The following is a 24059-nucleotide window of genomic DNA, read 5'->3' on the forward strand; positions in this document are numbered from 1 at the left end:
CGGTGGGACACCGTCGGGGGCTTCGCGTCGTTCCCGAACTGACCGGAACTGACCGGACCAGACCGGAACAGGCCGTCACCCGTACCGGTACACGTGTCCGATCGACTCCAGCTGACCCGGCGTCACGTTCCACGGCGACATCCGCTCGTCGCGCGCGACGATCCGCCCCCGCTGGGACTCGCCCCTGCCCGGCGGCTTGGCCGGCAGGTAGCGCGCGCCCCGGTGGCGCTGCTGCCAGCGGGTCCACTGCAGGTCGATGAAGGCGTGGTGCAGCCAGAAGACGGGGTCGTTGACGGAGGCACCGCCCACCATGTGCCCGCCGACCCACCGGTGCACCCGGTTGTGGTTGAGCCAGGAGCCGTTGCCGGTCCCCTGGCCCCACCCTTCGAGCCGGTTGCGGAAGCCCCCGCGGGTGACCGAGTTCCAGGGAGCCTTGTCGTAGACGGGCTCGGCGAGGGCACCGTCCAGGTCACGGGCGGTGGGCAGGGCGACGGGGTTGCGCGGGTAACCGAAGTCCCGGGTGAGGTACTCGATGTCCGTGAGCCCCTCCGTGATGGTCCACCGGCCCGTCCCGTAGGCGAACGGGCCGGTCGTCACCCGCAGGTCGGAGCGCCGCCCGTTGCCGCCGAGCAGATCGGCGGTCCAGGGCACCGACGTCGTCGTACGGTCCCGTGTCCAGTCCCAGTACGGCACGGTCACCGAGTCGTCGATCCGGCGCAGCGCCTTCTCCAGCTCCAGCACGAACCGGCGGTGCCAGGGCAGGAAGGAGGGCGCCATGTGGGCCGTCCGCAGACCGCCGTCGCCGTCGGAGACGTAGTGGTCGATGTGCATCCGCACGAACTCGTCGTACTCGCCGCGCTGTTTGAGCTTCAGCAGCGCGTTGACGAACCGCCGCCGCTCCGTGCGGGTGAGCGTGCTGACGTCCTTACGGGTGTAGGCCATGGCCGACCGCTCCTTCCGCCGTCTCCCCCACGCGCAGGCGCTGGGTGGCCCCCAGTTCCTCGACGGCTGCGCGGGTCGCCGCCAGGGCCGTCGGGTACGAGCGGTAGTGGTCGATCATGCTCAGGTACGTGCCGTCCGCGCGGCGCATCAGGTGCAGCGGGCGCCCGTCGATGGTCACGTCCCACGCGCCGGGGCCGGGTGCCCGGGCCCCCAGGTAGGCCGTCTGGGCCGATTCGGCCTCGACCCCGCGGATACGGCGGCCCCGGTACATCTCGTCGAAGTCGGTCTCGCCGGGCCGCGCCGACCGGCGGGGCCACGCGGCGGCGACGACGGGCGCCACGGCCAGGGCGACGGCCGACGCGCCCAGGGCGCGCAGCGCGTTGCGGCGCGTTCTGCTCCGGCCGGCTTCGGGGCCCACCGTCACTCTGCTGACGAACAACACTCTCTCCTCGTCGTGTTCGATAGCGGTGACCCCCGGACGGCCGGGCCCGGGCCGGTCCGGCCCCGGGCCTCGTCTGTCGTGGCGCCGCGGGCTCAGACGAGCCCGAGGTTCGCGGTCGGCGCCGTCCGCAGCAGCGGGGCGAGCACGGCCACCTGGGGGTCCTTCAGGCTGGGCAGGCCCAGCCCATGGGGGTCGGGCGCGGTCAGCGGAGTGTCCACGTTCAGCCCGGGGGTCAGGGTCCGCAGGTCGGCGGCGGGGGCGTCGAGGCCGACCCGCTCGAAGCCCTCCCCGACGAGCCGGGGCAGCGGGGTCTCGGCCTTCAGGCCCGGCAGCGCGGTGCCGAGCGGCACCTGCGGCAGGCTGCTCGCGGGCAGCAGGCGCCCCTCGACGTACTTCGGGCCGCCCTGGGGAGCGCCCGGCATGAGCAGCGGCAGCTCCCCGCTCAGCTTGGGCGCCTTCACGTTCAGGGAGTGCTCCACCCCTTCGAGCGGCAGGGGGACGGGGACCGTCTCGGCCGCGACGGCGGGGGCGGCGGAGGCACCCATCGCGGCCGCCACACCGGTGACGACGGCGGCAAGGGTTCCTCGTGTGGTCGGCTTCATCTCGGTACGGTCCCTTTCAGGAATGGGCGGATCCAGGACCGGCGATCGCGGGAATCGACCGGATCGACGGATTCGGAATCGGAATCGGCGTGCGCGAGCCGTCCTGCGGGGCTCGGCGCCCGTACCGGGTGAACGATCCGGGGATCTCCCTCAGTTCAAGATTCGCCCGACTGCCGCAATAGTCCGAGAGGCCTACCGGATCATTGTCGCATCAACCCTCTGCCACCCGTTGGCGTCACCCATTCCCGCACGGTTGATCTGCTGACCCGTATTAATCATCGCCACAGGGGCCGACTGCACCATTTCCCTATTGCATCACCGGCCCGCCGATCACATGGTCAGCTCGTCCAGAAATCCCACCAACGGGTCAGGATCAGCATCCCGATCACTCCGAGGTGCAGGACCGGGAGCACCCAGGTGAACTCGACGAGGAAACCGCTCAGCCAGGCCGGCGCGGGCAGGAAGCCGTTGCGGACGTTGAACGAGACCAGGTACCAGAAGAGGACGACCGTGGCGATCCACGCCAGGCAGCACCACAGACAGAGCGAGTTGATCCGGTACAGCGACTCGAACTGCAGCCAGGTCACGAAGCCGACCCCGAACAGGGTGCCCGCCCCGAAGGTCAGCCAGTACCAGCGCGGGAAGACCGCTCCGGCCAGCAGGCTCATGCCGACGCAGACGACGATGCCGTAGGCCACCAGGCCGAGCATCGGGTTGGGAAACCCGAAGGCGGAGGCCTGGTCGCTCGTCATGATGTTGCCGCAGGAGACCACCGGGTTGAGGCTGCAGCCCGGCGTGAAGCTCGGGTCCTCCAGCAGCTTGAACTTGTCGATCGTGATGACCCAGGACGCGAGCAGCCCGGCCGCGCCGGTGATCAGCAGCAGGATCGCGAAGGCCCGCCCGGCGCCGGCCGTACGCGTCGGCCGCCCTGCCGGAGAGGCCATCAGCCGCGCAGGCTGCGGGCCGGCAGGAGGACGTGCGCGGCGCTGGTCAGCGTCTCGGTGTCGCCGGCGAAGGCGGCGAGGGCCTCGGGCTCGACGGGCATGCCGGGCCGCGCCTCGGGCCAGGGGCGGGTGGCGAACAGCAGGTAGGCGAAGCCGCGTGCGGCGACGGCGGTCAGCCACTCCGGCGGGGCCGGGCACTGGGCGTTGAGCTGCGGCAGGGTGATGACGGCCTGGCCGGCCTCGACGAGCAGGGTGACCGGCAGGCTGGAGTTGGCGGTGCCGTCGACGACCTTCTCCCCGATGGAGAGGCCGAGGCTGGTCAGCAGATCGGCCACGGCGGCCGTGGAACCCTCCGGGCCGTTCCGGCCGTCGCCCAGGGTGTAGGCGAGCAGATAGGGCATGTCTCCGTCGGGGGCTTCACCGCTCCACGCCATGACGACGAGCGTGCCGAGGTCGGCGGGACGGAAAGGGCGGGTTTCAGCGGAAGTTGAAGTCACCGCGGAACCCTATCCACGCCCGCCAAACGACTCGGCCGCCTTTTCACCCGACCGGGCGACAGGCGACGACCGACCACACGAAAGAGGGACACGCCTCGAACAGTGGGGAATTCACCCGTCCGGGGATCGCGAAAGAGGACCGGAAAGGCGTCGGGCCGGTTCCGCGGTTTCGCGGAACCGGCCCGGTGGGCCGCACAAGGAAATGTCAGCCCTGGAGGGGCAGGCCGCCGAGGAGCCGGGTGGCGCCGCCGGGGGAGTTGAGGGCCTTGGTCGCGCCGCTCACCGTGTGGAGAACGGAGTCCTTGTTCTCCGTGTCGAGCGCGTTCGACTGCTGCTGCAGCGGAGCGGGCTCGATGGGCCCCTTGAAGAGCGTGTTCACCGCGCCGTTGAGGCTGGTGGGCGTGACGTCCGTGGCGTCGTAGGCAAAGGCCGGCGCGGCGGCACCGGCGATGGCCATGGACCCTGCGACGACAGCGGCGGCCTTCAGCGACTTCATCGTGTTCCTCTCCTCGGCTACTGGAAGCACTGCGCCGTGTCCAACGAGCCCTCGCGCCGACGGAAACCCCGTTCGGGACAGGTCATATCTGACGCCGAACAACAGGTCATACGAAACGGGCCCCGAATCGACCCGGACGGCCCACCTCGGCCGTGCCGCCCTCGCCGTCGCCGCACCTCGGCAGCTCCCTGTCGCCCTCAGCGCGCGGGCGGCACTGCCGGCGCCTGTACCGGCAGCGTGTCCGTGGCGGGCGTCGCCGGCAGTTCCGCGGAGGGCTGCACGGGCGGCAGGGCGATCGGGGCGGGCAGGCCGCTGCCCAGGAGAATGGCCCCGATGAGCTGGACCAGACCGGCGACCACGCCGTTGACGGCGGGCAGCACCTGGGCGAGGTCACCGGAGGTGGCCGCCTCGAGCAGGCTGTCGACCGCCGTCCGCAGGGCGGCGAGCGCGTCGGTCACCGGGTCCGCCGCGACCCTGCCGAGACGCGCGGGGACGCGGTCGAACGCCGGCAACGTGACGGCCGACTGCGGCGCCGACGGGGCGGCGGGCACCACGGGGACGGCCGGGGCGGCGGGCACCACGGGGACGGCCGGGGCCGCCGGGACCGTCGGCGTGGTCGCGGCGGGCGGGGCCGGGTCCACCGGCAGGGCGACCGGGGGAAGGGCCGGCGGGACGACCGGCTGGGTCGCCGGAGCGCTCGCCCGCGCCTTGTCGATGGCGTCCCGCGCGGCCTTCCCCAGCTCGGCCGCCCGGTCGGCGGAGAGCCGGCCGTCGTCCGCCTTCAGTACGGCGTCGAGCAGATCGGTCACCGGCTTCAGCACGCCGCCGAGGTCGCCGAGCCCCTTGAGCTGGGCCTGGAGCGCGTCCGCGCCGGGGACGGGGGCCGCCGACCGGGCACGCTCGGGCGCCGAACCGACGTCGGCGGCCAGGGCGGCCGGGGCGGAGACTCCGAGGAGGAGCGTGGCGCAGAGCGCGGAGACCGCGAGACGCCGTACGGGCAGAACACGCATGGATGTTCCTTTCATCGGTGCGAGGGATCTTCTGTTCACCGTGAAATCAGTGATCGCCGTCTGCAACCGATGGGCCCCATCCGGAGCAACACGAACCGGCCGCCCTCCCGTGGGAGAACGGCCGGTTCGTGTTCAACGCGCGAACGTCAGTGCGGGGACGTCAGTGCGGGGACGCGAGTCCTCGAACGTCAGTCGTTGAAGCACTTGTTGCCGAACGACGGGTTCAGCAGACCGATGACGTTGATGGTGTTACCGCACACGTTGACCGGCACGTGCACCGGAACCTGCACGACGTTGCCCGACAGCACGCCCGGGGAGTGAGCGGCGAAGCCCTTCGCCTCGCTGTCGGCGGTGGCGACGCCGGCGGTGCCCGCCACGGCCGCGGCAGCAACGGAGGTCAGGGCCAGGCCCTTCGCGATACGCGACATGGAGAGGTGCTCCTTGGAGTTGATGCAAAAACACTCGGGCGGGGGTGCCCGGCGGTGAGTCAACGCGTGGCATGCGCCCGGGGTTGTGCCTCCAAAGGAGTGATCTCGCAGAACGCCCGCTTCACCGATCCGACACATCCGACACAGCAGGCACGTTACGTAGACAAGTACGCATAGAGGGATAGAGTTGCGCATATCCCCACAACACCGCGGCCTTTATCAGATCCGCACATTTTCCGCCCTTCGACGGTCCGCGGCATTCCCCCGTCAAGCACCCGAACGAGCTCCCGAAAGGGCACCGCCGGTCATGCGAATTCACCCGGGTCCTCTGCTGCGTCGCGCCATGGTGGGCTGCTGTGCCGCCGCCGCTCTCTGGGGGCCGGGCGCTCCCGCGACGGCGGCGCCGCCCGCGCCCTCGCCCGAGGCCGAACGGCTGGCGTTCGGGCAGCGGTACCGGGCCCTGCAGCACGGCGGGATCGTCCGCGCGGCCAACTCCTCGATCACCTGCCGCGTGACGCCGACGGCCGTCCCCCCGACGGCCTCCGCCTCCCCCCTCACTGTCGCCCCCGCCCCCCTCATGGCCGCGCCCGCCACGGCACCGGCCGCACCCCCGGTGCTCGCGCCCACTCCTCCGGCGACGTCCTCGTGCGCCGACGCGCGCGCGGGGCGTACGGCCGTCAACGGCGACTTCGACATGTTCTACATCGACGTTGACCGGGACCCGAACACCTACAACTCCAGCCGGGGCGAGGTTCGGCTGCCGCCGGGCGCGCGGGTGTCGTACGCGCGGCTGTACTGGGGCGGGAACCTGCGGGTGGGCGAGCAGAAGCCGCCCAAGGACAACGGGCGGGTGCTGATCGCGGAGCCCGGCGGCGCGTACAAGGAGGTGCTCGCGGACTCGGTGGTGGGGCACCGGGTGGCGCGGGGCGCCGACGCGTTCCAGGCCTCGGCGGACGTGACGAAGCTGGTGCGGTCCAGCGGGTCGGGGCTCTACACGGTGGCGCAGGTCAATGTGGCCATGGGCCGCTCGGCGGCCGGCGCCTGGGGCGGCTGGACCCTGATGGTGGCCTACGAGAACGCGGCGGAGCCGCTGCGGCACCTGGCGATGTGGGACGGCTTCGACGCGCTCGCGCGAGGCGGCGAGCAGCGGGTCGGACCGGTCACGATGAAACTGCCCGAACGCGCGCGCGGGACCGTGGGTCTGGTCGCCTACAACGGGGACCGGGGCAGCCGGGGCGATTCGCTCACCGTTTCGACCGGGCGGGGCCCGGCCGTCGCGCTCGGCGACGCGGCCAACCCGCGTGACGACGTCCTGAACTCCACGATCAGCGAGCCGGCGGCCCTCGCCGCCGGGCGGGCGCCGGCGTACGCGAACACCCTCGGATACGACTCGGATGTTCTCGAACTGGGCGACGAAATCCGGCGCGGCGGTGACCAGTTGGCCTTCCGGCTCGTTTCGCAGCGGGATGCGGCTTGGGTCGGGGCGCTCTTCGTCGCCGTCGACGCCAAGCCGTGACGCGCGCCGCCCGGCGCCGCCTCCGAGCAAGGAACCCGCATGCAACTGTCACCAACCGACCCTCCTTCGCGGGTCCTGCACGTCACCCAGCCGGTCGACGGCGGCGTGGCCCGTGTCGTGACGGACCTGGTGCGGGCCCGGCTCGCCGACGGCCTGCCCACCACGGTGGCCTGCCCCGAGGGGCCGCTCGCCCCGGCCCTGCGGGCGCTCGGCGCGGAGGTGCGGCCCTGGGCGGCGACCCGGTCGCCGGGCGCCGCGCTCGTGTCCGAGGTGCGCGGGCTGCGGCGGATCCTCGACGACGTGCGGCCCGACCTGGTGCACCTGCACAGCGCGAAGGCCGGCCTGGCGGGCCGACTCGCCGTCCGGGGCCGCGTTCCGACCGTGTTCCAGCCGCACGCCTGGTCGTTCGAGGCGGTGGACGGCGTCATGGCCGCGCTGGCGCGCGGCTGGGAACGGGCGGGGGCGCGCTGGGCCGCCCGGGTGGTGTGCGTCAGCGAGGCCGAGCGGGTGACCGGGGAACGGGCCGGGGTACGGGCGCGGTGGACGGTGATCCCCAACGGGGTCGACGCCGGGCACTTCTCCCCCGACGCCGCGGACACCGTACGCGCCGGGATCCCGCTGCTCGCCGGGGTGGATCCGGCCGCCCCGCTGGTGGTGTGCGTGGGGCGGTTGTGCCGGCAGAAGGGGCAGGACGTGCTCCTCGCGGCCTGGGACGAGGTGCTGCGGCGGGTGCCGGCGGCGCGGCTGGTGCTGGTCGGCGACGGACCCGAGGCCGAGCGGCTGCGGGCCCTGGCTCCCGAGGGCGTGCTGTTCGCCGGGGCTGTCACGGACGCGGCGCCCTGGTACCGGGCCGCCGATCTGGTCGTCCTGCCGTCGCGGTGGGAGGGCATGGCGCTGGCGCCGCTGGAGGCCATGGCGTGCGGGCGGCCGGTCGTGCTCGCCGATGTGGACGGGGCCCGCGAGAGTCTGCCGCCCGGCCGGGAGCCGGTGCCCGTCGAGGACCCCGCCGCCCTCGCCGGGGCCGTGGCCCGTCTGCTGCTCGACGCGCCGCTGCGCGAGTCGCTCGGCCACCAGGGCCGCCATCACGTACTGACCACGCACGACGTGCGGCACACGAACAAGGCCGTCGCGGACGTGTACCGCGAACTGCTCGGCGGTGCGGACGGCCGACGCGGGAAAGCCACCGAGTGCAGGGAGTCCATCCACACGTGACTGCGGAACGTACGGAAAGCACCGTCCACGCCCCCGGTGGACAACAACGCGAGTTCGGCGGCTCGTCCGTCTCGGTGGTCCCGGCGCGCGAGACCGCCGGCCCGGCCCTCCCGGCCGGCCGGCGGCCCGTCGCCCGACCTCCCTCGGGACTGCCGCTGCTGACGGCGGACGGCGGCGCGGCGCTGCTCGCGGTGCTGGTCCTCACCGACGACATGACTCCCGGGCGGCCCCTGATGATCGCCGTCCTGGCCCTGGCCGTGGCCGTGCTGAACGCCCGCGCGCGCCTGTACCGGCCCCCCGCCGTGCCCGCCGTGCTCGACGAACTGCCCGCCGTGTGCGGACGGATCGTGCTCGGCTGGTGCGTGCTGGGCGCCGGAGTCGCCGCGCACTCCCCCGACCACGCGCTCGCCGCCCATGAGCTGGCCCTCGGCTGCGCCCTGCACTCGGCGGCGGCGTGCATCGGCCGCGGCACGGTGCACTGGCACCGGCGCCGGGCCCTGGTCAGACGGCCCGGCGCGGCCCTGGTGGTGGGCCCGGCGGCGACCGCGCAGCGCGTGGCCGCCGCGTTCCTGCGCCACCCCGGGTGCGGCATCCGGCCCGTCGGTGTGGTCGCCGACCAAGCGGCCGGGACCGAGGGGCTGCCCGTGCTCACCACCCCCGAGGAGGTGCGGCGGGCGGCCGTGCAGAACGGCGTCCAGGCCGTGCTCGTCGTCGGTTCCCGCACCGAACGCGCTCCGCTGCTGCGCACCCTGGAGGACGACGGCTGCGCGCTGTGGGAGGTGGACCCCGAGACCCCGTCGTACGACCGGGACGGTTCGACCGAGCTGCTCGCCGGGTTCGCCTGCCGGCGGCTCGAACTGACGATCACTCATGAGGCCGTCGGCAAGCGGCTGCTGGACGTGGTCGTGTCCGGGGCGCTGCTGCTGCTGGTGAGCCCGCTGCTGCTGGTGTGCGCGGTGGCACTGCGGCTGGGCGACGGACCCGGGGTGGTGTTCCGGCAGGAGCGGATCGGCCGGGACGGGCTGCCGTTCACCCTGCTGAAGTTCCGCACCCACCGCCCGGCCGACGCGCACGAGGCGGCGACCCGGTGGAGCGTGGCGAACGACGGGGAGATGGGCTGGTTCTGCCGCTTCCTGCGGCGCAGCTCGCTGGACGAACTGCTGCAGCTGTGGAACGTGCTGCGCGGCGACATGAGCTTGGTCGGCCCGCGCCCCGAACGGCCCTACTTCGTGGCCAAGTTCGGCCAGACCTACCCCGGATACGCGGCCCGGCACCGGATGCGGGCCGGGATCACCGGTCTGGCCCAGGTCACCGGTCTGCGCGGCGACACCTCCATCGAGGACCGGGCCCGCTTCGACAACGCCTACATCGACAACTGGTCGCTGTGGCAGGACCTCTGCATCCTGGTGCGCACGGCCGCCGCGCTCGTCCGCCCCACGGGGAGCTGACCTTGACGTCTCTGCGCGCTGCGGCGCCCGTCCTGCCCGTGGTCGCCGTGGTCGCCGCGCTCGCGCTGCCCGTCACCCAGGGCGCCGAGGGCGGCGCGACCCCGGCCGACGCCGTCTCGGGGCTGCTGGTGCTGTGGTGTGCCGTACGGCTGGTGCGGGACCGGCGGCGCCCGCTGACCCGTACGGCGGCGGTGGTCCTCGGGCTGCCGGTGGCCGGGCTCGCGCTGGCCGCGGTCGGGGCGGGCGACCCCGGGGCCGGGGTCGAGGGGTTCGGCCGGTATCTCCAGATCTTCGTGCTGGTGCCGGTGTCGGTGCTGGTCTGCGTCCGTGGCCGGGCCGACTTCCGGGTGGTCGCCTGGTCGTTCGTGGGGCTCGCGCTGTGGCAAGGCGCGGTCGGGGTGCACCAGTTCGCCACCGGGACCGGGGCCAGTTACGCCGGTGAGGACATCCGGGCCGTGGGGACCTTCGGGGCCGGGGACGTCATGGGGATGGCGACGGTGGTGTCGTTCGGGCTGGTGTGCGCGGTCGGGCTGGCGCTGGCGCCCGCGACGACGCGGCAGCGGGCCTGGGCGGTGACCTGCTCGGTGCTGCTGGTGCTGCCGCTCGCGGTGTCGTTCAGCCGGGGCGCGTGGATCGCCACGGCGGCGGCGTGCGGACTGCAGGTGCTGCTGGCCGGGCTGCGGCGGGCGGTGGTGGTCTGCGCGGCCGTCGCAGCCGTGGGTGTGGTCCTCGTCGGAGGCCTCGGGATCGGGTCCGCGATGCTCCAGGACCGGATCAGCAGCATCACCCAGGTCGCCGACGCGCCGGACCAGTCGGTCACCGACCGGTACACCATGTGGGCCGCCGCCGAGGACATGTGGCGCGAGCAGCCGCTGGCCGGCGTGGGGCTGAAGGGCTTCCCCGAGCACCGTGACGGACACGCCTCACTGGCGCTGTCCGCCGGCAGCGACATCGCCGGTGCCGGCACCGCCTACCAGAAGCAGCCGCTCCTCTCCCCCCACAACATGTACCTGCTGGTCCTGAGCGAGCAGGGTCTGATCGGCCTGACGGCGCTCGCGGGGTGCTGGCTGGCGCTGGCGCTGTGCGGGGTACGGGGGCTGGTGCGGGCCCGGCGCGAGACCCGGAGCGGCGGGACCGGCGGGTACGACTGCGGGCTCGTCGCCTGTGGGCTGATCGCCTGGGTGCTGGTCGACTTCGTGTACGCGGACATCGGCGGGCCGACGACCGTGCTGACCGCGGTGGGCTTCGGCCTCGTGGCGTGGTGGGCGCTGGCGGACCGTACCGCCGCGGGTGCCGCCCCGGCCGGGGTCGTCACGTCCCGCGTCCCCGAGGGGGCCGGGGCACGATGACCGCGACGCCTCCGCGACAGACACCTCCGCCGCTCCCGGCCGAGGCCGGGCCGGCTCCGGCCGGGCCGGCTCCGGTCTCCGGCGCCGACGGCCAGGTGCCGTCCCCCTCGCCCCCCTCCGCCCCCGTTCCGCCGGCCCCCAGTCCGACGGTGCCCGGCGCCCGGGCCGCCGAGCCCTCGGAGGTCGCGCCGCCCTCGGGGCGTTTCCTCGCGAAGGCGACGCTCGTCACGGCGGCGCTCACGGCGGCCGCCGCGCTGCTGGGACTCGGCCGGGACCAGGCGCTGTCGTATCTGTTCGGGGCCGGCAGCGAGACGGACGCGTTCCTGGTGGCGTGGACCGTGCCGGAGTTCGCGGCGACGCTGCTGATCGAGGACGGTATGGCCTTCGTGCTGGTGCCCGCGTTCAGCGTGGCGGTGGCCCGCCGGGCCAGGGGCGGCGCGGCCCCCGACCCGGTCCGTGCCCTGGTCGCCTCGACGCTGCCCCGGCTGGCGCTGGCCTTCGCCGCGTCGGCCGTCCTGCTCATCCTCGGCGCGCCCTATCTCGTCGAGGCGCTCGCTCCCGGGCTGCCCAACCCCCGGCTGGCCGTCGACTGCACCCGGCTGACCGGCACCTGTGTCCTGACCTTCGGCCTGGCGGGTTACTGCAGCGCGGCCCTGCGGGCCCACCGCCGGTTCGTGGCACCCGCCGCGATCTACGTGGCGTACAACGTCGGGATCATCACGGCGATGTTCGTGCTGGGCGGACGCTGGGGGGTGCGGGCGGCGGCCCTGGGTGTCGCGGTGGGCGGGGTGCTGATGATCGCCACACAGCTGCCGGCCCTGCTGCGGCAGCTGCACCGCTCGAAGCGGGACCGCGACCGCCCCGAGGCACCCGTGCACCCCGAGGCACCCGCCTCCGAAGCCGACGCCCGAGCCATTGACGCCCAGGGCGCCGACGCCCTGGGTGCGGACGCCCGAGACGCGGACGACAACGCCGCCCGGCCCGTCGAGCTGACCCTCATCACCACCGTTCTGCTCTTCGCGCTGTGCCGGCAGTCCCAGGTCCTCATCGAGCGCTTCCTCGGCTCGACGCTGCCCGCCGGCGCCATCTCGCATCTCAACTACGCGCAGAAGGTCGCCCAGATCCCGATGACGTTCTCGCTGATGCTGTGCACCGTCACGCTGCCGGTGGTGGCGCAGGCGATGGCGGAGGGCGACACCGAGCGGGCCCGCAGCCGGGTGGAGAAGGACCTCGCGCTGGTGTCGTGCATCGTGCTGCTCGGCGCGGCGGCGATCTTCGCCTGCGGTCCGCAGATCGTCGAACTGTTGTTCCAGCGAGGCGCGTTCACCGCACGGGACACGGCCGCCACCGCCGCCGTGATGCGGGTCTACGCCCTCGGGCTGCTCGGTCACGCCCTGGTGAGCGCGCTGGTCCGCTCGTACTTCTCGGCGGGCCGGCCCACCTGGTACCCGCTGGCCGCGATGGCCGCCGGGATCGTCGCCACCTCGTGGATCGGCGCGGCGACCGTCGACTCTTGGGGCGTCCTCGGCATCGCCGCCGCCAACGCCTTCGGCATCACCCTCACGGCCCTGCTCCTGCTGCACGGCATGCGCGGCCGCGCGGTGCCGATCCGCACCCGGCGGGTGGTCGGCGAGATGACCCGGCCGGCGCGGGCGGCCGTGGCCGCCGGCGTGGTGGGGATGTACTGCGCCGACCGGTTCGACTCCCCCGTCCTCGGCCTCGCCGTCGGCGGCGCGGTCGTCGCCCTCGTCTTCGTCCTGCTGGCCTCGGCCCTGGGCGCCTCCGGCGTCACCCCCGCACTCCGTTCCGTCACACGAAGGCTGCCGTATGTCCGTAACCGCTGACCCCAGAGCGAAGACCACCACCGCCCCGCTGTGGGTGGCGATGTACCACTCGGTGGGCGACTGCTCCGACGACCCCTACCGCATCACCGTCTCGCCCGACCGCCTCGACGCCCAGCTCGGCTGGCTGCGGCGGCGCGGACTGCGCGGGGTCGGCATGGCCGAACTGCTCGCCGCCCGCGCCCGGGGCGAGGGCCGGAACCTGGTGGGGCTGACCTTCGACGACGGATACGTCGACTTCGTCGGCACCGCGCTGCCGCTGCTGCGCGCCCACGGCTTCGGGGCCACCGTCTTCGTGCTGCCGGGGCGGCTCGGCGGCGAGAACGCCTGGGACCCGCTGGGCCCGCGCAAGCCGCTGCTGGACGAGGAGGGCATCCGCGCGGCCGCCGCGACGGAGGGCATCGAGGTCGGCTCGCACGGGCTGACCCATGTCGACCTCACGAAGGCGGACGAGGAGACCCTGCGCGCCGAGACCGCCGGCAGCAGAGCGGTGCTCGCGGAGCTGACCGGCGCTCCCGTCCAGGGGTTCTGCTACCCGTACGGCACCCTCGACCGGCGCGCCGCCGACGCCGTGCGGGACGCCGGGTACGCGTACGCCTGCGCCATCGACCCGGGCCCGCTGAACGGCCCGTACGCGCTGCCCCGGGTGCACATCGGCGAGGAGGACACCGCCCTGCGGCTGCTGCTGAAACGGAAGCTGCACCGGCTGCGCCGGCGTCCCGTCGAGGGGGTCTGAGGCCGACGTGAAGGCGCTGCACATCATCACCGGCCTCGGTGTCGGGGGCGCGGAGCAGCAACTGCGGCTGCTGCTGCGTCATCTGCCGGTCGACTGCGACGTGGTGACGCTGACCAACCCGGGCCCGGTCGCCGACGGTCTCACCGCCGACGGGGTCCGGGTCACCCACCTGGGCATGGCCGGCAACCGCGACCTCGCCGCGCTCCCCCGTCTGGTGCGACTGATCCGCCGAGGCGGCTACGACCTCGTCCACACCCACCTCTACCGCGCCTGTGTCTACGGCCGGATCGCCGCCCGGCTGGCGGGGGTCCGCGCGGTCGTCGCCACCGAGCACTCCCTCGGCGACTCGCAGATGGAGGGGCGCCGGCTGTCCGCCGGGGTGCGCGCCCTCTATCTCGCCAGTGAGCGCCTCGGCCGGTCCACGGTCGCCGTCTCGCCGACCGTCGCCGACCGGCTGAGGCGCTGGGGGGTGCCGGCCCCCCGGATCGAGGTCGTTCCCAACGGCATCGACCTCGCCGGTTTCCGCTTCGACCCGGACCTGCGCGAGCTGACCCGGCGGCGGCTCGGACTGCCGGAGGGCGCGTACGTCGTCGGCGGTGTCGGGCGGCTCGCGGCCGGCAAACGGTTCGACGTGCTGGTCCGGGCCCTCGGCCGGCTGCCCGACGACCACTGGCTGCTGATCGTCGGCGGCGGGCCGGAGGAGAGCGTGCTGCGGCGGGCCGCCCAGCGGGCCCAGGTCGCCGACCGGGTGCTCCTCACCGGGGAGCGGCCGGCCGCGGGCGCCCCCGGCACGGATCTGCCCTCCCTGATGAACGCCATGGACGTGCTCGCCTCGCCCAGCGCAGAGGAGGCCTTCGGTCTCGCGGTGGTGGAGGCGATGGCGTCCGGGCTGCCCGTGCTCTATGTCTCCTGCCCGGCGATCGAGGACCTGCCGCCGGACGCGACCGCCGGTGCCCGCCGTGTCCAGGGGGGCGCGGAGTCGTTCGTGCGCGCCCTGGTGGAGCTCCGCGCGCAGGGCGCGCGCACCCGAGCCGTCCCCGCCGCCGCCCAGCACTACTGCATCACCCGCAGCGCCGCCCAGCTCATGGACGTGTACGCGGCCGCCGTCTCCCGCACGCCCTCGCCGACCCCGCCCCTGGGAGTGAGTTCCGTATGACCGACCGTACGTCCGAACGTTTGCCCGAGAGTTCTCATCGTGGACCGGCCCACGGCGCCCGTGGCAGGTCCCTGCCCCCCTGGTCCCTGCTCGCGGCCGGCGCCCTGCTCGGCGGGGTGGCCGGGGGCGCGTACGGCGTGGTGAAGGCCCCCGTCTACACCGCCACCAGCTATGTCGTCGTCGTGCCCGGCGAGGGGTCGGACACGCAGTCGGCGCTCGGTTTCGCGCAGGCGTACGGGCGGGTGGCGACCCAGGTCGCGGTGCTCGGGGACGCCCAGGTGTGGGCGGGAGTGCCGATCGAGACGCTGCGGAAGGACGTACGGACGGCGACCTCGCCGGACGCGCCGATGGTGGCCGTCTCCGCCACCTCCTCGCGGCCGGACGTCGCCGCAGACATGGCCAACGCCGTCTCCCGGGCGCTGACCCGGCACGCGAACGACACCCAGCGGTCCACGCGCGTGGAACTGCAGCAGTTCGCCCGTGCGACCAGGCCGACCGAGGCGTCCTCGGCGTCGCCGACGGTGACCGGACTGGTGGGGACCGCGGCGGGCGGGCTGCTCGGCGGGCTCGCCCTGCTGATCCGGCCCCGGCGCACCCCCGACACCCCGCCGACGGCCTCTGTGCCGGGTCCCGCTCACGCGGCCGACGCCCACGGCCAGCTGTGAGCAGCATCCTGCACACGGGGGCGAGCACCACCCTGCGCGCCGAACTCTGCACCGACGAGCGCGAGTTCGGCGAGCTGTCCGGGCCCTGGGACCGCCTGTACCGGCGGTGCGGCACGGCCACTCCGTTCCAGAACCATGCCTGGCTGCACTCCTGGTGGCTGTCGTACGGCACCCCCGGCAGGCTTCGGCTGGTCGTCGTCCGCGACGGCGACGAGCTGCGCGCGGTCGCCCCGCTGATGCTCGTCCGGCGCCCGCTGCCCGCCCTCGTCCCGCTCGGCTGCCCGATCTCGGACTTCGCGGACGTGATCGTCGACGACGAGTACGCCGAGGAGGCGTCGACGGCCCTCGCCGAGGGACTGTCGACCGCCGCCCGGACCGCGCTGATCGACTTCCGCGAGGTACGGCCGGGCGCCGCCGTCGAACAGATCTACGACCGCTGGCCCGGGCCACGCCGCAAGGTGGCCGACTCCGTCTGTCTGGAGCTGCCCGCGCAGCCCATGGACGAGCTGCTGAAGCGGCTGCCCAGCTCCCGGGCCCAGCGGGTGCGCGCCAAGCTCCGCAAGCTCGGTGACCTCGGCATCGAGCCGCGGGCGGTGGGCGCCGACGAGGTGGACGCGGCCCTCCGGACCATGCTCGACCTGCACCGCCTCCAGTGGCAGGACCGCAAGGTGACCACCGAGCACATGCGGCCACGCTTCTCCGAACACCTGACCAGGGCGGTCGGGCCGATGGTGCGCTCGGGGGACGCGGTGGTGACCGAGTTCCGGCTCGGCGGCGACGTCCTGGCCGTCGACGTCACCCTGCTGTCGCGCCGGCTGGCGGGCGGTTACCTCTACGGCGCCCATCCACGCCTGCGCGAACGCAAGGCGGACGTCGCCACCATGCTGCTCAACGCCTGCGCCGGGCATGTCGGTTCCGGTGTCCACCAGGTGCTGAGCCTGCTGCGGGGCGCCGAGCCGTACAAGCTGCGGTGGCGCCCGGACACCGTCGTCAACCAGCGGCTGCTGCTCGCCCGCCGCCGCACCGCGCCCCTGCTGTCGGCGGTCGCCTGCGACGCGGCGGCCCGCCTGCGGGGCAAGGAGCTCGTCCACCGGTGGCGGGCACGGAAGGACGCCGAGCAGAACCGGGAGCGAAGAGACCGGCCGGAGCGGAAGGAACGCGGTGGCGGCGGGCCCTGAGCGGCCCGCCGCCGGATCCGGGTCACCGGTAGCGCGACCACCAGTCCGTACGGACGCACAGCTTCCCGCCGAGCCAGTACTCCACCCAGTCGCCCAGCTCCAGCGGCGAACAGTTCGGCGGGCGAACGGGCGTGGTGGGAGCCGGCTTCGGCGTCGGGACCGGCTTCGGTGTCGGGGTGGGCGTGGGCGTCGGGGTCGGTGTCGCGGCCGTGTCCGTGTCGCGGCCGAAGAGCATCGACCGGTACACCTGCGCCGCCTTCGGGTTGCTCGCGCACTGCCAGACACCGTGCGGGCAGTAGTCCGTGAGCGTGTTGTAGAGCGGCTTGTGCTCGTCCATCCAGGCGAGCATGCGCCGCATGTACTCCGGGTTGTCGCCGTTGCGGAAGAGTCCCCATTCCGCATAGGAGATGGGCTTCTTGTGCTCCTTCGCGAAATCGACGTGCGCCTGCAGACCGTACGGCTCCTTCACCTGTTCGTCGAAGGTGATGCCGCGCGGCTGGTCGTAGGAGTCCATGCCGATGATGTCGACCGTATCGTCCCCGGGATAACACTGGGTCCAGGGAATGGCGTCCCGGCCCCGGTTCGGGGTCCAGTCGAACTTGAATTTCTGGCCCGGCACCGCGCGCATCGTGGTGACGATCCTGTTCCAGTACTTCTTCCAGCTCTCCGGGTCCGGCCCGCAGCGATGGGTGTACGTGATGCCGTTCATCTCCCAGCCGAGCACGATCACCGTGTCCGGGATCTTCAGCTCGACCAGCCGTTCCGCGAGCCGGCGGTAGTGGTGGTCGAACTGCCCGGCGGCGGCACGCCGCAGCAGCCCGCGGACCTCGGCGTCGGAGACGCCTTCCTCGTTGCGCTCCATCATGGGCACGTTGAGGACGAACATCCGGTCGTCCTCGTCACGCCGCCACTCCGCCCAGGAGTCCAGGAAACCGGGCAGGCCCTCGATGTTGGACCAGCGGTCGCCCGGCAGGTAGGTGTGCGCCACCCGCAGGTCGGAGCCGCCCAGCCAGTCGCTCAGCTCGGCGATCCGGGCGACGCCGCGGGGCCCGTAGTGCAGATAGGCGCCGATGGCCGGCAGTTGCTCGGGGACCTTCGGGGTCCCGGAGGGCGTGGCCGGCACGGGCGTACCGGCCGACGACGGGACGGAGGCGCTCGGCGCGGCCGGTGCCGTCGGGACGGCGGGGGCGGACGTCTGGGCGACCGGTGTCTGGGCGGCCGGTGCCGGGGTGACGGCGGCCGGTGCCGCCGGGACCGTGGGCGTGGCCGGGACGGCCGGTGCCGGTGGGTCTGTCACCCGGCCCACCGCGCCGACCGCGTACACCGGCACCGACGCGAGGGCGAACGACGCGACCACGCCGGCCGCGACGAGCGCCAGCCGTCTGTCGCGGGCCCTCCTGTGCCAGGGCCGCCCTTGCTGTGGAGCCATGTCCGCTCCCCTCTCCGCTCTGTTCACTTCACTGCTTTCCGCCGCCGATTTCCACCTACTGACAATCAGTCATACGAATACGAACTCCGCCAACCGGGGCTGCGGCCTTCGGGTGCCCGAATCGCCCGCACGGGTGACCCGACGTCAGAGAAATGTGCGAGGACCCCGACGAGATGAACGTGTCGCCACTCGACACCCGCGTTCCGGCCGTCCTGCTGCGAACGGACCGCAATCCCTTCCACCACGGAACACTGGGCGCCGTACGATCCCTGGGGCGCGCCGGTGTGGAGGTGCACCTGGTCGCCGACTGCGCGGGAAGCCCCGTGCGCAGCTCCCGGTTCCTCCACGCGACGCACGCGCCGCCCCGCCTCGGGGCCTGCCCCGAGGAGTTCGCCGCCGTACTGCGCCGGGTGGCCGTCCGGGTCGGCCGGCCGGCCGTGCTGGTCGCCCTGGACGACGCGAGCGCCGTGGCCACCGGCCGGTTGCGCGAGGAGCTGACGGACCGGTACCTGCTGCCGGCCGTGCCCGCCACGCTCGCCGAACAGGTGGCAGACAAGGCGGAACTGGCCGCACTGTGCGGGCGCCTGGACCTCGCCCACCCGGCGACGGCGCTCCCCGGCAGCCCGGCGGAGGCGGCGGCCGCCGCGCGGGAACTGGGTCTGCCCGTGGTGGCGAAGTGGAGCCGCCCGTGGCTGCTGCCCGCCGACGCGGGGCTGCGCAGCACGACGATGGTGCACTCGGCCCGGGAGGCCGCGGCGCTGTACCGGCACTCGGGGCAGGCCGGCAGTCGGCTGCTCCTCCAGGCGTTCCTGCCACCGGGGCCCGACCGCGACTGGTTCTTCCACGGGTACGCCGACCGCGCCGGGGTCGTGCGCGCCGGCGGCCCCGGCCGCAAGCTGGGCGCCTGGCCGCGCGGCGCGGGCCTGACCACCGTCGGCCACTGGACCCCGAACCCCGAGGTGCGGGCGCTCGCCGAGAGGCTGACCGACGCGCTCGGCTACCGGGGCGTGTTCGACCTCGACTTCCGCCGCGACGACCGCACCGGCGCCTACCACCTGCTCGACTTCAATCCGCGTCCCGGTGCCCAGTTCCGCCTCTTCACGGACACGGCCGGCATGGACGTCGTCCGCGCCCTGCATCTGGACCTGACCGGCCGCCGGGTGCCGGCCGGATCGCCCGTGCCGGGCCGGACGTTCGTCGTGGAGAACTACGCGCCGCTCACCGCGCTGCGCCGACCGCCCCTGCCGTACCCGCCGTCCCGCCCGCACGCGCGCGAGCTGGCCTGGTACGCGCGGGACGACCGCGCCCCCGGCCTCGCGCTGTGGTCGCTGTGGCCGCGCCACGCGCTCGGCCGCCTCCTGGCACCCCGCACGCCCCTCCCCCTCCAGCGCGACCACGCCCCGGGCGAGGGCAGCGCCGGGAGCAGTGCCGACAACCGCGCCGAGAACGAGAAAGCGAGCAGCCCCTGATGTACGACCTGCTGGTGGTGGGCGCCGGCCCGTACGGCCTGTCCATCGCGTCCCACGCCGCGGCCGCCGGGCTCAGCCTGCGCGTCCTCGGCCGTCCCATGGCGTCCTGGCGCGACCACATGCCGCCCGGCATGTTCCTCAAGTCCGAGCCCTGGGCGTCCAACCTGTCCGATCCCGAGGGGCGTTGGCGGCTCGACGTGTACTGCGCCGAGCAGGGCTTCGAGGCCCGCCACGGCCGGCCGATCCCGGTCGGCACGTTCGCCTCGTACGGCCTGTGGTTCGCCCGCAACGCCCTTCCGCCCGTCGACGAACGGATGGTGACGCTGCTGCGGCGTCGCTGCGGCGGTTTCGAGGCGGTGCTGGACGACGGCGAGACGGTCCGCGCCCGTACGGCCGTCCTCGCCGTCGGGGTCGTCCCGTTCGTCGAAGTGCCCGCCGTCCTGAGCGGGTTGTCCCCCGAGCGGGTCTCCCACAGCAGCCACCACAGCGATCTCGCCCGCTTCCGGGGCAGGGACGTCACGGTGGTCGGCGGTGGCCAGGCGGCCCTGGAGACGGCCGCGCTCCTGGCCGAACAAGGCACGCGCGTCCGCGTGCTGGCCCGCGCCGGCACGCTCCGCTGGAACGACGTCCCACCCCCGCTGGAGCGCCGGCCGTGGGCCACCGTCCGTTCCCCGCACAGCGGTCTGGGCTGCGGCTGGCGCAACTGGTTCTACGCGGAGCGTCCGGGCTGGTACCGCCGTCTGCCGGAGGCGAGACGGGTGCGGACCGCGGCCGAGGCGCTCGGCCCCGCCGGCGCCTGGTGGATCCGCGACCGCGTCGAACCGGCCGTGGAGGTCCGGCTCGGCCAGGAGATCGCGGTGGCGTACGAGACCGGCGGTGCCGTACGTCTGGAGACGGTCGGCCGTGGTGGTGAGCTGACCTCGCTGGACACCGAACACGTCATCGCGGCCACCGGGTTCCGGGCCACCTGTGAGCGGCTGGACCTGCTGGCCGGTGACGTACGCGCGGAGCTGGTGCCGCTCGCCGACGGCTCCCCCTCGGTCGGGCGGGACTTCGAGTCATCGGTGCCCGGACTGTTCCTCGCGGGTCTCACCACCGCGGCCGGTTTCGGTCCCGCGATGCGCTTCGTGCACGGCGCGTCGTTCACGGCGCCGACCCTGGTCCGGGGGGTACGGCGGCGGCTGCGCGCGGGCGTGCCGGGCGGGCGGATCCCGGTGCCGGGGGCGCGGGCGGACCTGGCGTCCACCTCCGGGCCCTGACGCAGGCGGGTGCCGGGCGGCGCGCTGCGCGTCCCGGCACCCGCCGTGGCTCAACGACCGGAAGCGGCCCGGCCCCGCCGGTACAGGATGCCCCCGCCCGCGATCAGCGCGAGGCTGGCGGCCCCGGCCGCGAGCAGGACCTCACGGTCACTGCCGGTCTCGGGGAGGGTGGGCGGGTGGTCCGTCGGGGGGTGGCTGGTGGAGGGTCCGCCCGTCGGAGGCTTGGTCGTGGGGGGCGCGGTCACCGGAGGCTTCGTCGGCGGCTTGGTCGTCGGCGGCTTGCCGGTGGGGCTGGGGTGGCCCGTCGGGGGCTTGGTCGTGGGGGGCGCGGTCACCGGAGGCTTCGTCGGCGGCTTGGTCGTGGGCGGCTTCGTCGGCGGCTGGTGCGGGGGCTTGGTCGGCGGGGTGTCGCCGTAACCGACCTCGGTGTCCGGGGCGTCGCCGTAGTCGCCCGGGGTGTCGTCGTGACCGCCCTGCGATCCGCCGTCGTTCCCGTAGCCGTCGTTCCCGTAGCCGTCGTCGCCGTGGCCCTCGTCGCCGTGGCCCTCGTCGCCGTGGCCCTCGTCGCCGTGGCCCTCGTCTTGCACGTTCTGCGGGTGCTGCGCGGGCTGGTCGTACTCCTCGTACGTCTCCGGCCGCGAGGGCTCCTCGTACGCGTCCGGCCGGGTGTACTCCTCGTACGCCTGCTCCCAGGAGTCCTCCGGGTCCGCTGCCTGGGCCGGCACGTATTCGGGCTCCGCCACCGGGGTGGTGTGGCGCTGCGGGGCGTCCTGGGGGCTCTGAGCGCTGCGGGCGTTCTCCGGGGCGTGGTCGCCGGTGGTGCCGCACTCGTTGCCGATGGTCGGGTTGCCGAGGGACGCGGCGTCCACGGTGTTGCCGCAGACGTTCACCGGGACGGTGACGGGCACCTCGACCGCGTTGCCCGACGCGACGCCGGGCGAGTTCGAGGCGGCGCCGTGCGCGCCCGTGTCCGCGAGCACCGGCGTGCCGTAGAGGGACAGCAGTCCCGTCGCCGCTGCGGCCACGACCATTCTCTTGCGCAGGTCCTGTCGCATCTCTTTCTTCCTGCTCGAAGAAGTGGGAAAAGCCGGTCCTGGAGCCGTTGCGAACACTCCAAGACCGGCTGAGGCACAGCCGAACGGCTGCTGCGATGCGCTACGACGTCAGTCGTTGACGCAGATGTTTCCGGCTGCCGGGTTGAGCAGCCCGATGACGCTGATGGTGTTGCCGCACACGTTGATGGGGATGTGGATCGGAACCTGCACCACGTTGCCCGAGAGGACACCAGGGGAGCCGATGGCCGCGCCGTGGGCCTCCGCGTCCGCGACGGCCGGGGTGGCCAGACCCACGGCCATGAACACGCCCGCGACGACAGCAGCGCTCTTCTTGAGCTTCACGTCATTTCCCTTCTCTGCGGTCATGCCTCAATTGACGGCCGAAACCGAGCGAGCACAGCATGAACGGCTCGCATCATGACCCGCAGTCTGCGAACGAGGAATAGACACCGGAGGAAACTGAGGAACGCGGGGGGTAGGGTAATTCACCCGATCGCCCCGCAATATTGTCGAACAGTCTTATCGACGGCACCCGATCGGCCCATGCGGCGAACGACGACAAGCCCGGGTCGCCCGCACGTACCGTGCGGGCGGCCCGGGCCGCGTTTCGGTCCGGCGGTCAGCCGTTGTTGTTGCCGTTGCCGTTGTCCGAGAGGATCGGGATGTCGGACAGGATGTGCGACAGCGGCTCGTCACCCTTGGCCTGGGTGGAGTTCTCGGTGCACTGCTGGTTCTGCGGGGCCGACAGGATCGGGATGTCCTGGGCGGCCACGCCCAGGGCCCCGATGCCGCCGACGTTGGCCTTGAGCGGCAGGCCGATGCAGGGCTTGTTGAGCGAGCCCTGGACCAGCGAGAGCTGCGGGCTCATGTCGCCCTTGGTCACGGAGTTGCCGAACGCCTGGCTGGCACCGTTGCCACTGAAGGACGTGGTCCCGCCGTCGTCGGCGATCGCCTGGGTGGCGGTGGCGGCCGCGAGGCCGGTGAGGGAAGCGGCGACCGCGACTGTGGCCATTGCCTTCTTGAGCATTTCGCATTCCTTTCCTGGCGGACCCGCGGGTCCATGCTCTGGCAGCAACGGCCGGACACCTGCGGCGGTTTCGGCACATCACCCGTTCGGCCCGCTCATGACGGGAATTCCCGGGGATCGAAAACGCTTCGCGCGCCCCCTCATTCACTCCCTCGCGTGGGCCGACGGAGTGAATCAGAGCAACCGGAAAGTCCGGGGGGAGTTGTCCATGGCGCTCCGGTGGAACGGGGTTCTTCCAGAAGGGAATCGCAAGTGATCAAGAAGTTCATGGCCGCAGCGACGATCGCCGCCTCCGTCGTCGGAGCCTCGGCCGCCACGGCGCCCCAGGCCCTCGCCGACGACGGCGGCACCACGACCTTCAGCGGGAACGACGCCCACCAGGTGTACGGAAACTCGGCGACGTACGGCAACATGAGCCCGCAGATGGCACTGATCCAGGGCTCGTTCAACAAGCCCTGTATCGCCCTGCCGGCCAAGCTCAACGTCGGCGGCATCGGCGCCGCCGGAATCGCCCTCCAGGACATCCCGATCCTGTCCGCGCCGCAGAACCAGCAGTGCACCGAGAACTCCACCCAGGCCAAGGGCGACGAGCCGCTGTCCCACCTGCTGTCGGACATCCCGATCCTCTCGGACAACGGCAACGGCAACAACAACAACGGGAACACCGCGAAGAAGCACTGACACCACGACCGTGCGGGTGGGCCGCCGACCGCTCGGCGGCCCACCGCGCCACCAGAGCGTCACGATAAGCCGCTTACTGCGCCAATCGGGGCAATAGGCGCAACCGTTGGCCGGATGTCCTGTTGATCAGGGCGCAACTCCGCAACGGAGTCCGCTTTCCGAAAGGGATCGAACATGAAGAAGCTGTGGGCTACCGCGGCCGTTGCCGCCTCCATCACCGGCCTCGCGGCCGGCGTCGCGCCCCAGGCCCTCGCCGACGACGGCGGGACCACGTCGTTCAGTGGCAACGGTGCCAGCCAGGCGTTCGGCAACTCCGTGACCAAGGGCGACATGAGCCCGCAGCTCTCGCTGGTCCAGGGCTCGCTCAACAAGCCCTGCATCGGCCTGCCGGCCAAGCTCAACGTCGGCGGCATCGGCGCCGTCGGAGTCGCCCTCCAGGACATCCCGATCCTGTCGGCGCCGCAGAACCAGCAGTGCACCGAGAACTCCACCCAGGCCAAGGGCGACGAGCCGCTGTCGCACATCCTGTCCGACATCCCGATCCTGTCCGACAACGGCAACGGGAACGGCAACGGCGGCGGCAACGGCGCGAAGCACCACTGACACCCCACCGGACACACCGAAGCGGGTCGCCGATTCATCGGCGGCCCGCTTCGCCGTGCCCCGGCACGAGCCGG

Annotated in this window: 25 protein-coding genes; 13 read left to right on the forward strand and 12 right to left on the reverse strand. The window is 73.3% G+C overall.

Annotated elements, in window-relative coordinates:
- Window positions 1-75: 75 nt before the first annotated feature.
- The 8 genes from ACFU5F_RS13040 to chpG form a co-directional block, all read right to left on the reverse strand.
- Window positions 76-942, reverse strand: coding sequence for a tyrosinase family protein (locus tag ACFU5F_RS13040; protein WP_383886084.1), 867 nt, complete (start codon window positions 940-942; stop codon window positions 76-78).
- Window positions 926-1384, reverse strand: a complete 459-nt coding sequence (locus tag ACFU5F_RS13045; protein ID WP_383886086.1) for a tyrosinase family oxidase copper chaperone — start codon at window positions 1382-1384, stop codon at window positions 926-928. Before ACFU5F_RS13045 ends, ACFU5F_RS13040 begins: the two co-directional genes overlap by 17 nt.
- Window positions 1385-1476: 92 nt before the next feature.
- Window positions 1477-1986 (reverse strand): hypothetical protein, encoded by a 510-nt coding sequence (locus ACFU5F_RS13050; protein ID WP_383886088.1) that lies wholly within the window; start codon window positions 1984-1986, stop codon window positions 1477-1479.
- A gap of 338 nt (window positions 1987-2324) precedes the next feature.
- Window positions 2325-2930 (reverse strand): vitamin K epoxide reductase family protein, encoded by a 606-nt coding sequence (locus tag ACFU5F_RS13055; RefSeq protein ID WP_383886091.1) that lies wholly within the window; start codon window positions 2928-2930, stop codon window positions 2325-2327.
- Entirely contained in the window at window positions 2930-3427 is a 498-nt protein-coding gene (locus ACFU5F_RS13060; RefSeq protein ID WP_383886093.1) for a DUF5949 family protein, read from the reverse strand. The genes ACFU5F_RS13055 and ACFU5F_RS13060 overlap by 1 nt, the downstream gene beginning before the upstream one ends.
- A 205-nt stretch (window positions 3428-3632) precedes the next feature.
- The gene (locus ACFU5F_RS13065; RefSeq protein WP_383886096.1) at window positions 3633-3923 is read right to left on the reverse strand and encodes a hypothetical protein; all 291 of its coding nucleotides are present in this window, start codon (window positions 3921-3923) and stop codon (window positions 3633-3635) included.
- Between the two features lie 197 nt (window positions 3924-4120).
- On the reverse strand, window positions 4121-4933 hold the full coding sequence (locus ACFU5F_RS13070; RefSeq protein WP_383886098.1) for a hypothetical protein: 813 nt from the start codon (window positions 4931-4933) through the stop codon (window positions 4121-4123).
- Window positions 4934-5121: 188 nt separating this feature from the next.
- Window positions 5122-5361 (reverse strand): chaplin ChpG, encoded by a 240-nt coding sequence (chpG, locus tag ACFU5F_RS13075; RefSeq protein WP_046708543.1) that lies wholly within the window; start codon window positions 5359-5361, stop codon window positions 5122-5124.
- A gap of 307 nt (window positions 5362-5668) precedes the next feature.
- Between chpG and ACFU5F_RS13080 the strand changes: the two genes are divergently transcribed.
- The 9 genes from ACFU5F_RS13080 to ACFU5F_RS13120 are packed head-to-tail and all read left to right on the forward strand — an operon-like array spanning window position 5669 to window position 16462.
- Entirely contained in the window at window positions 5669-6877 is a 1209-nt protein-coding gene (locus ACFU5F_RS13080) for a DUF3344 domain-containing protein (RefSeq protein WP_383886102.1), read from the forward strand.
- Window positions 6878-6916: 39 nt separating this feature from the next.
- Entirely contained in the window at window positions 6917-8089 is a 1173-nt protein-coding gene (locus tag ACFU5F_RS13085) for a glycosyltransferase family 4 protein (RefSeq protein WP_383886105.1), read from the forward strand.
- Window positions 8086-9537: an exopolysaccharide biosynthesis polyprenyl glycosylphosphotransferase gene (locus tag ACFU5F_RS13090; protein ID WP_383886108.1), complete on the forward strand. Its 1452-nt coding sequence runs from the start codon at window positions 8086-8088 to the stop codon at window positions 9535-9537. The genes ACFU5F_RS13085 and ACFU5F_RS13090 overlap by 4 nt, the downstream gene beginning before the upstream one ends.
- 11 nt (window positions 9538-9548) lie before the next feature.
- The gene (locus ACFU5F_RS13095; RefSeq protein ID WP_383886321.1) at window positions 9549-10886 is read left to right on the forward strand and encodes an O-antigen ligase family protein; all 1338 of its coding nucleotides are present in this window, start codon (window positions 9549-9551) and stop codon (window positions 10884-10886) included.
- Entirely contained in the window at window positions 10883-12730 is a 1848-nt protein-coding gene (gene murJ, locus ACFU5F_RS13100; RefSeq protein WP_383886111.1) for a murein biosynthesis integral membrane protein MurJ, read from the forward strand. The genes ACFU5F_RS13095 and murJ overlap by 4 nt, the downstream gene beginning before the upstream one ends.
- Window positions 12714-13463: a polysaccharide deacetylase family protein gene (locus ACFU5F_RS13105; protein ID WP_383886114.1), complete on the forward strand. Its 750-nt coding sequence runs from the start codon at window positions 12714-12716 to the stop codon at window positions 13461-13463. Before murJ ends, ACFU5F_RS13105 begins: the two co-directional genes overlap by 17 nt.
- A 7-nt stretch (window positions 13464-13470) precedes the next feature.
- Window positions 13471-14619, forward strand: coding sequence for a glycosyltransferase (locus ACFU5F_RS13110; protein ID WP_383886117.1), 1149 nt, complete (start codon window positions 13471-13473; stop codon window positions 14617-14619).
- Window positions 14616-15284, forward strand: coding sequence for a lipopolysaccharide biosynthesis protein (locus ACFU5F_RS13115; protein WP_383886120.1), 669 nt, complete (start codon window positions 14616-14618; stop codon window positions 15282-15284). Before ACFU5F_RS13110 ends, ACFU5F_RS13115 begins: the two co-directional genes overlap by 4 nt.
- Complete coding sequence (locus ACFU5F_RS13120) at window positions 15281-16462, forward strand: GNAT family N-acetyltransferase (RefSeq protein WP_383886122.1); 1182 nt, start codon at window positions 15281-15283, stop codon at window positions 16460-16462. Before ACFU5F_RS13115 ends, ACFU5F_RS13120 begins: the two co-directional genes overlap by 4 nt.
- 22 nt (window positions 16463-16484) lie before the next feature.
- Here the strand turns inward: ACFU5F_RS13120 and ACFU5F_RS13125 are convergent, their stop codons facing one another.
- Window positions 16485-17891, reverse strand: coding sequence for a glycoside hydrolase family 26 protein (locus ACFU5F_RS13125; protein WP_383886124.1), 1407 nt, complete (start codon window positions 17889-17891; stop codon window positions 16485-16487).
- Window positions 17892-18064: 173 nt separating this feature from the next.
- Between ACFU5F_RS13125 and ACFU5F_RS13130 the strand changes: the two genes are divergently transcribed.
- A complete protein-coding gene (locus tag ACFU5F_RS13130; RefSeq protein WP_383886127.1) occupies window positions 18065-19360 on the forward strand; it encodes an ATP-grasp domain-containing protein in 1296 nt (431 codons plus the stop codon).
- Window positions 19360-20619: an NAD(P)-binding domain-containing protein gene (locus ACFU5F_RS13135; protein ID WP_383886129.1), complete on the forward strand. Its 1260-nt coding sequence runs from the start codon at window positions 19360-19362 to the stop codon at window positions 20617-20619. Before ACFU5F_RS13130 ends, ACFU5F_RS13135 begins: the two co-directional genes overlap by 1 nt.
- Before the next feature lie 50 nt (window positions 20620-20669).
- On the opposite strand, the gene ACFU5F_RS13140 is transcribed toward ACFU5F_RS13135, so the two are convergent.
- The 3 genes from ACFU5F_RS13140 to ACFU5F_RS13150 all read right to left on the reverse strand — a co-directional run bounded on the left by ACFU5F_RS13140 (window position 20670) and on the right by ACFU5F_RS13150 (window position 22701).
- The gene (locus tag ACFU5F_RS13140) at window positions 20670-21674 is read right to left on the reverse strand and encodes a chaplin (protein ID WP_383886131.1); all 1005 of its coding nucleotides are present in this window, start codon (window positions 21672-21674) and stop codon (window positions 20670-20672) included.
- Window positions 21675-21782: 108 nt separating this feature from the next.
- The gene (locus tag ACFU5F_RS13145; protein ID WP_383886134.1) at window positions 21783-22040 is read right to left on the reverse strand and encodes a chaplin; all 258 of its coding nucleotides are present in this window, start codon (window positions 22038-22040) and stop codon (window positions 21783-21785) included.
- A gap of 253 nt (window positions 22041-22293) precedes the next feature.
- On the reverse strand, window positions 22294-22701 hold the full coding sequence (locus ACFU5F_RS13150; RefSeq protein WP_383886137.1) for a rodlin: 408 nt from the start codon (window positions 22699-22701) through the stop codon (window positions 22294-22296).
- Between the two features lie 252 nt (window positions 22702-22953).
- Here ACFU5F_RS13150 and ACFU5F_RS13155 point away from each other — a divergent pair, with 252 nt between their 5' ends.
- Window positions 22954-23382 carry a rodlin gene (locus tag ACFU5F_RS13155; protein ID WP_383886140.1) on the forward strand — a complete coding sequence of 143 codons (429 nt, stop codon included), beginning with the start codon at window positions 22954-22956 and terminating at the stop codon, window positions 23380-23382.
- A gap of 174 nt (window positions 23383-23556) precedes the next feature.
- Window positions 23557-23985, forward strand: coding sequence for a rodlin (locus ACFU5F_RS13160; protein WP_383886141.1), 429 nt, complete (start codon window positions 23557-23559; stop codon window positions 23983-23985).
- Window positions 23986-24059 lie beyond the last annotated feature (74 nt).

The sequence above is a fragment of the Streptomyces sp. NPDC057438 genome (assembly GCF_042802995.1).
Lineage (GTDB): Bacteria > Actinomycetota > Actinomycetes > Streptomycetales > Streptomycetaceae > Streptomyces.

Coding starts and splice junctions, on each gene's coding strand:
- ACFU5F_RS13040 (WP_383886084.1), bottom strand. CDS start 942: ATGGCCTACACCCGTAAGGACGTCAGCACGCTCACCCGCACGGAGCGG.
- ACFU5F_RS13050 (WP_383886088.1), bottom strand. CDS start 1,986: ATGAAGCCGACCACACGAGGAACCCTTGCCGCCGTCGTCACCGGTGTG.
- ACFU5F_RS13055 (WP_383886091.1), bottom strand. CDS start 2,930: ATGGCCTCTCCGGCAGGGCGGCCGACGCGTACGGCCGGCGCCGGGCGG.
- ACFU5F_RS13065 (WP_383886096.1), bottom strand. CDS start 3,923: ATGAAGTCGCTGAAGGCCGCCGCTGTCGTCGCAGGGTCCATGGCCATC.
- ACFU5F_RS13070 (WP_383886098.1), bottom strand. CDS start 4,933: ATGCGTGTTCTGCCCGTACGGCGTCTCGCGGTCTCCGCGCTCTGCGCC.
- chpG (WP_046708543.1), bottom strand. CDS start 5,361: ATGTCGCGTATCGCGAAGGGCCTGGCCCTGACCTCCGTTGCTGCCGCG.
- ACFU5F_RS13080 (WP_383886102.1), top strand. CDS start 5,669: ATGCGAATTCACCCGGGTCCTCTGCTGCGTCGCGCCATGGTGGGCTGC.
- ACFU5F_RS13085 (WP_383886105.1), top strand. CDS start 6,917: ATGCAACTGTCACCAACCGACCCTCCTTCGCGGGTCCTGCACGTCACC.
- murJ (WP_383886111.1), top strand. CDS start 10,883: ATGACCGCGACGCCTCCGCGACAGACACCTCCGCCGCTCCCGGCCGAG.
- ACFU5F_RS13105 (WP_383886114.1), top strand. CDS start 12,714: ATGTCCGTAACCGCTGACCCCAGAGCGAAGACCACCACCGCCCCGCTG.
- ACFU5F_RS13115 (WP_383886120.1), top strand. CDS start 14,616: ATGACCGACCGTACGTCCGAACGTTTGCCCGAGAGTTCTCATCGTGGA.
- ACFU5F_RS13125 (WP_383886124.1), bottom strand. CDS start 17,891: ATGGCTCCACAGCAAGGGCGGCCCTGGCACAGGAGGGCCCGCGACAGA.
- ACFU5F_RS13130 (WP_383886127.1), top strand. CDS start 18,065: ATGAACGTGTCGCCACTCGACACCCGCGTTCCGGCCGTCCTGCTGCGA.
- ACFU5F_RS13135 (WP_383886129.1), top strand. CDS start 19,360: ATGTACGACCTGCTGGTGGTGGGCGCCGGCCCGTACGGCCTGTCCATC.
- ACFU5F_RS13140 (WP_383886131.1), bottom strand. CDS start 21,674: ATGCGACAGGACCTGCGCAAGAGAATGGTCGTGGCCGCAGCGGCGACG.
- ACFU5F_RS13145 (WP_383886134.1), bottom strand. CDS start 22,040: ATGACCGCAGAGAAGGGAAATGACGTGAAGCTCAAGAAGAGCGCTGCT.
- ACFU5F_RS13150 (WP_383886137.1), bottom strand. CDS start 22,701: ATGCTCAAGAAGGCAATGGCCACAGTCGCGGTCGCCGCTTCCCTCACC.
- ACFU5F_RS13160 (WP_383886141.1), top strand. CDS start 23,557: ATGAAGAAGCTGTGGGCTACCGCGGCCGTTGCCGCCTCCATCACCGGC.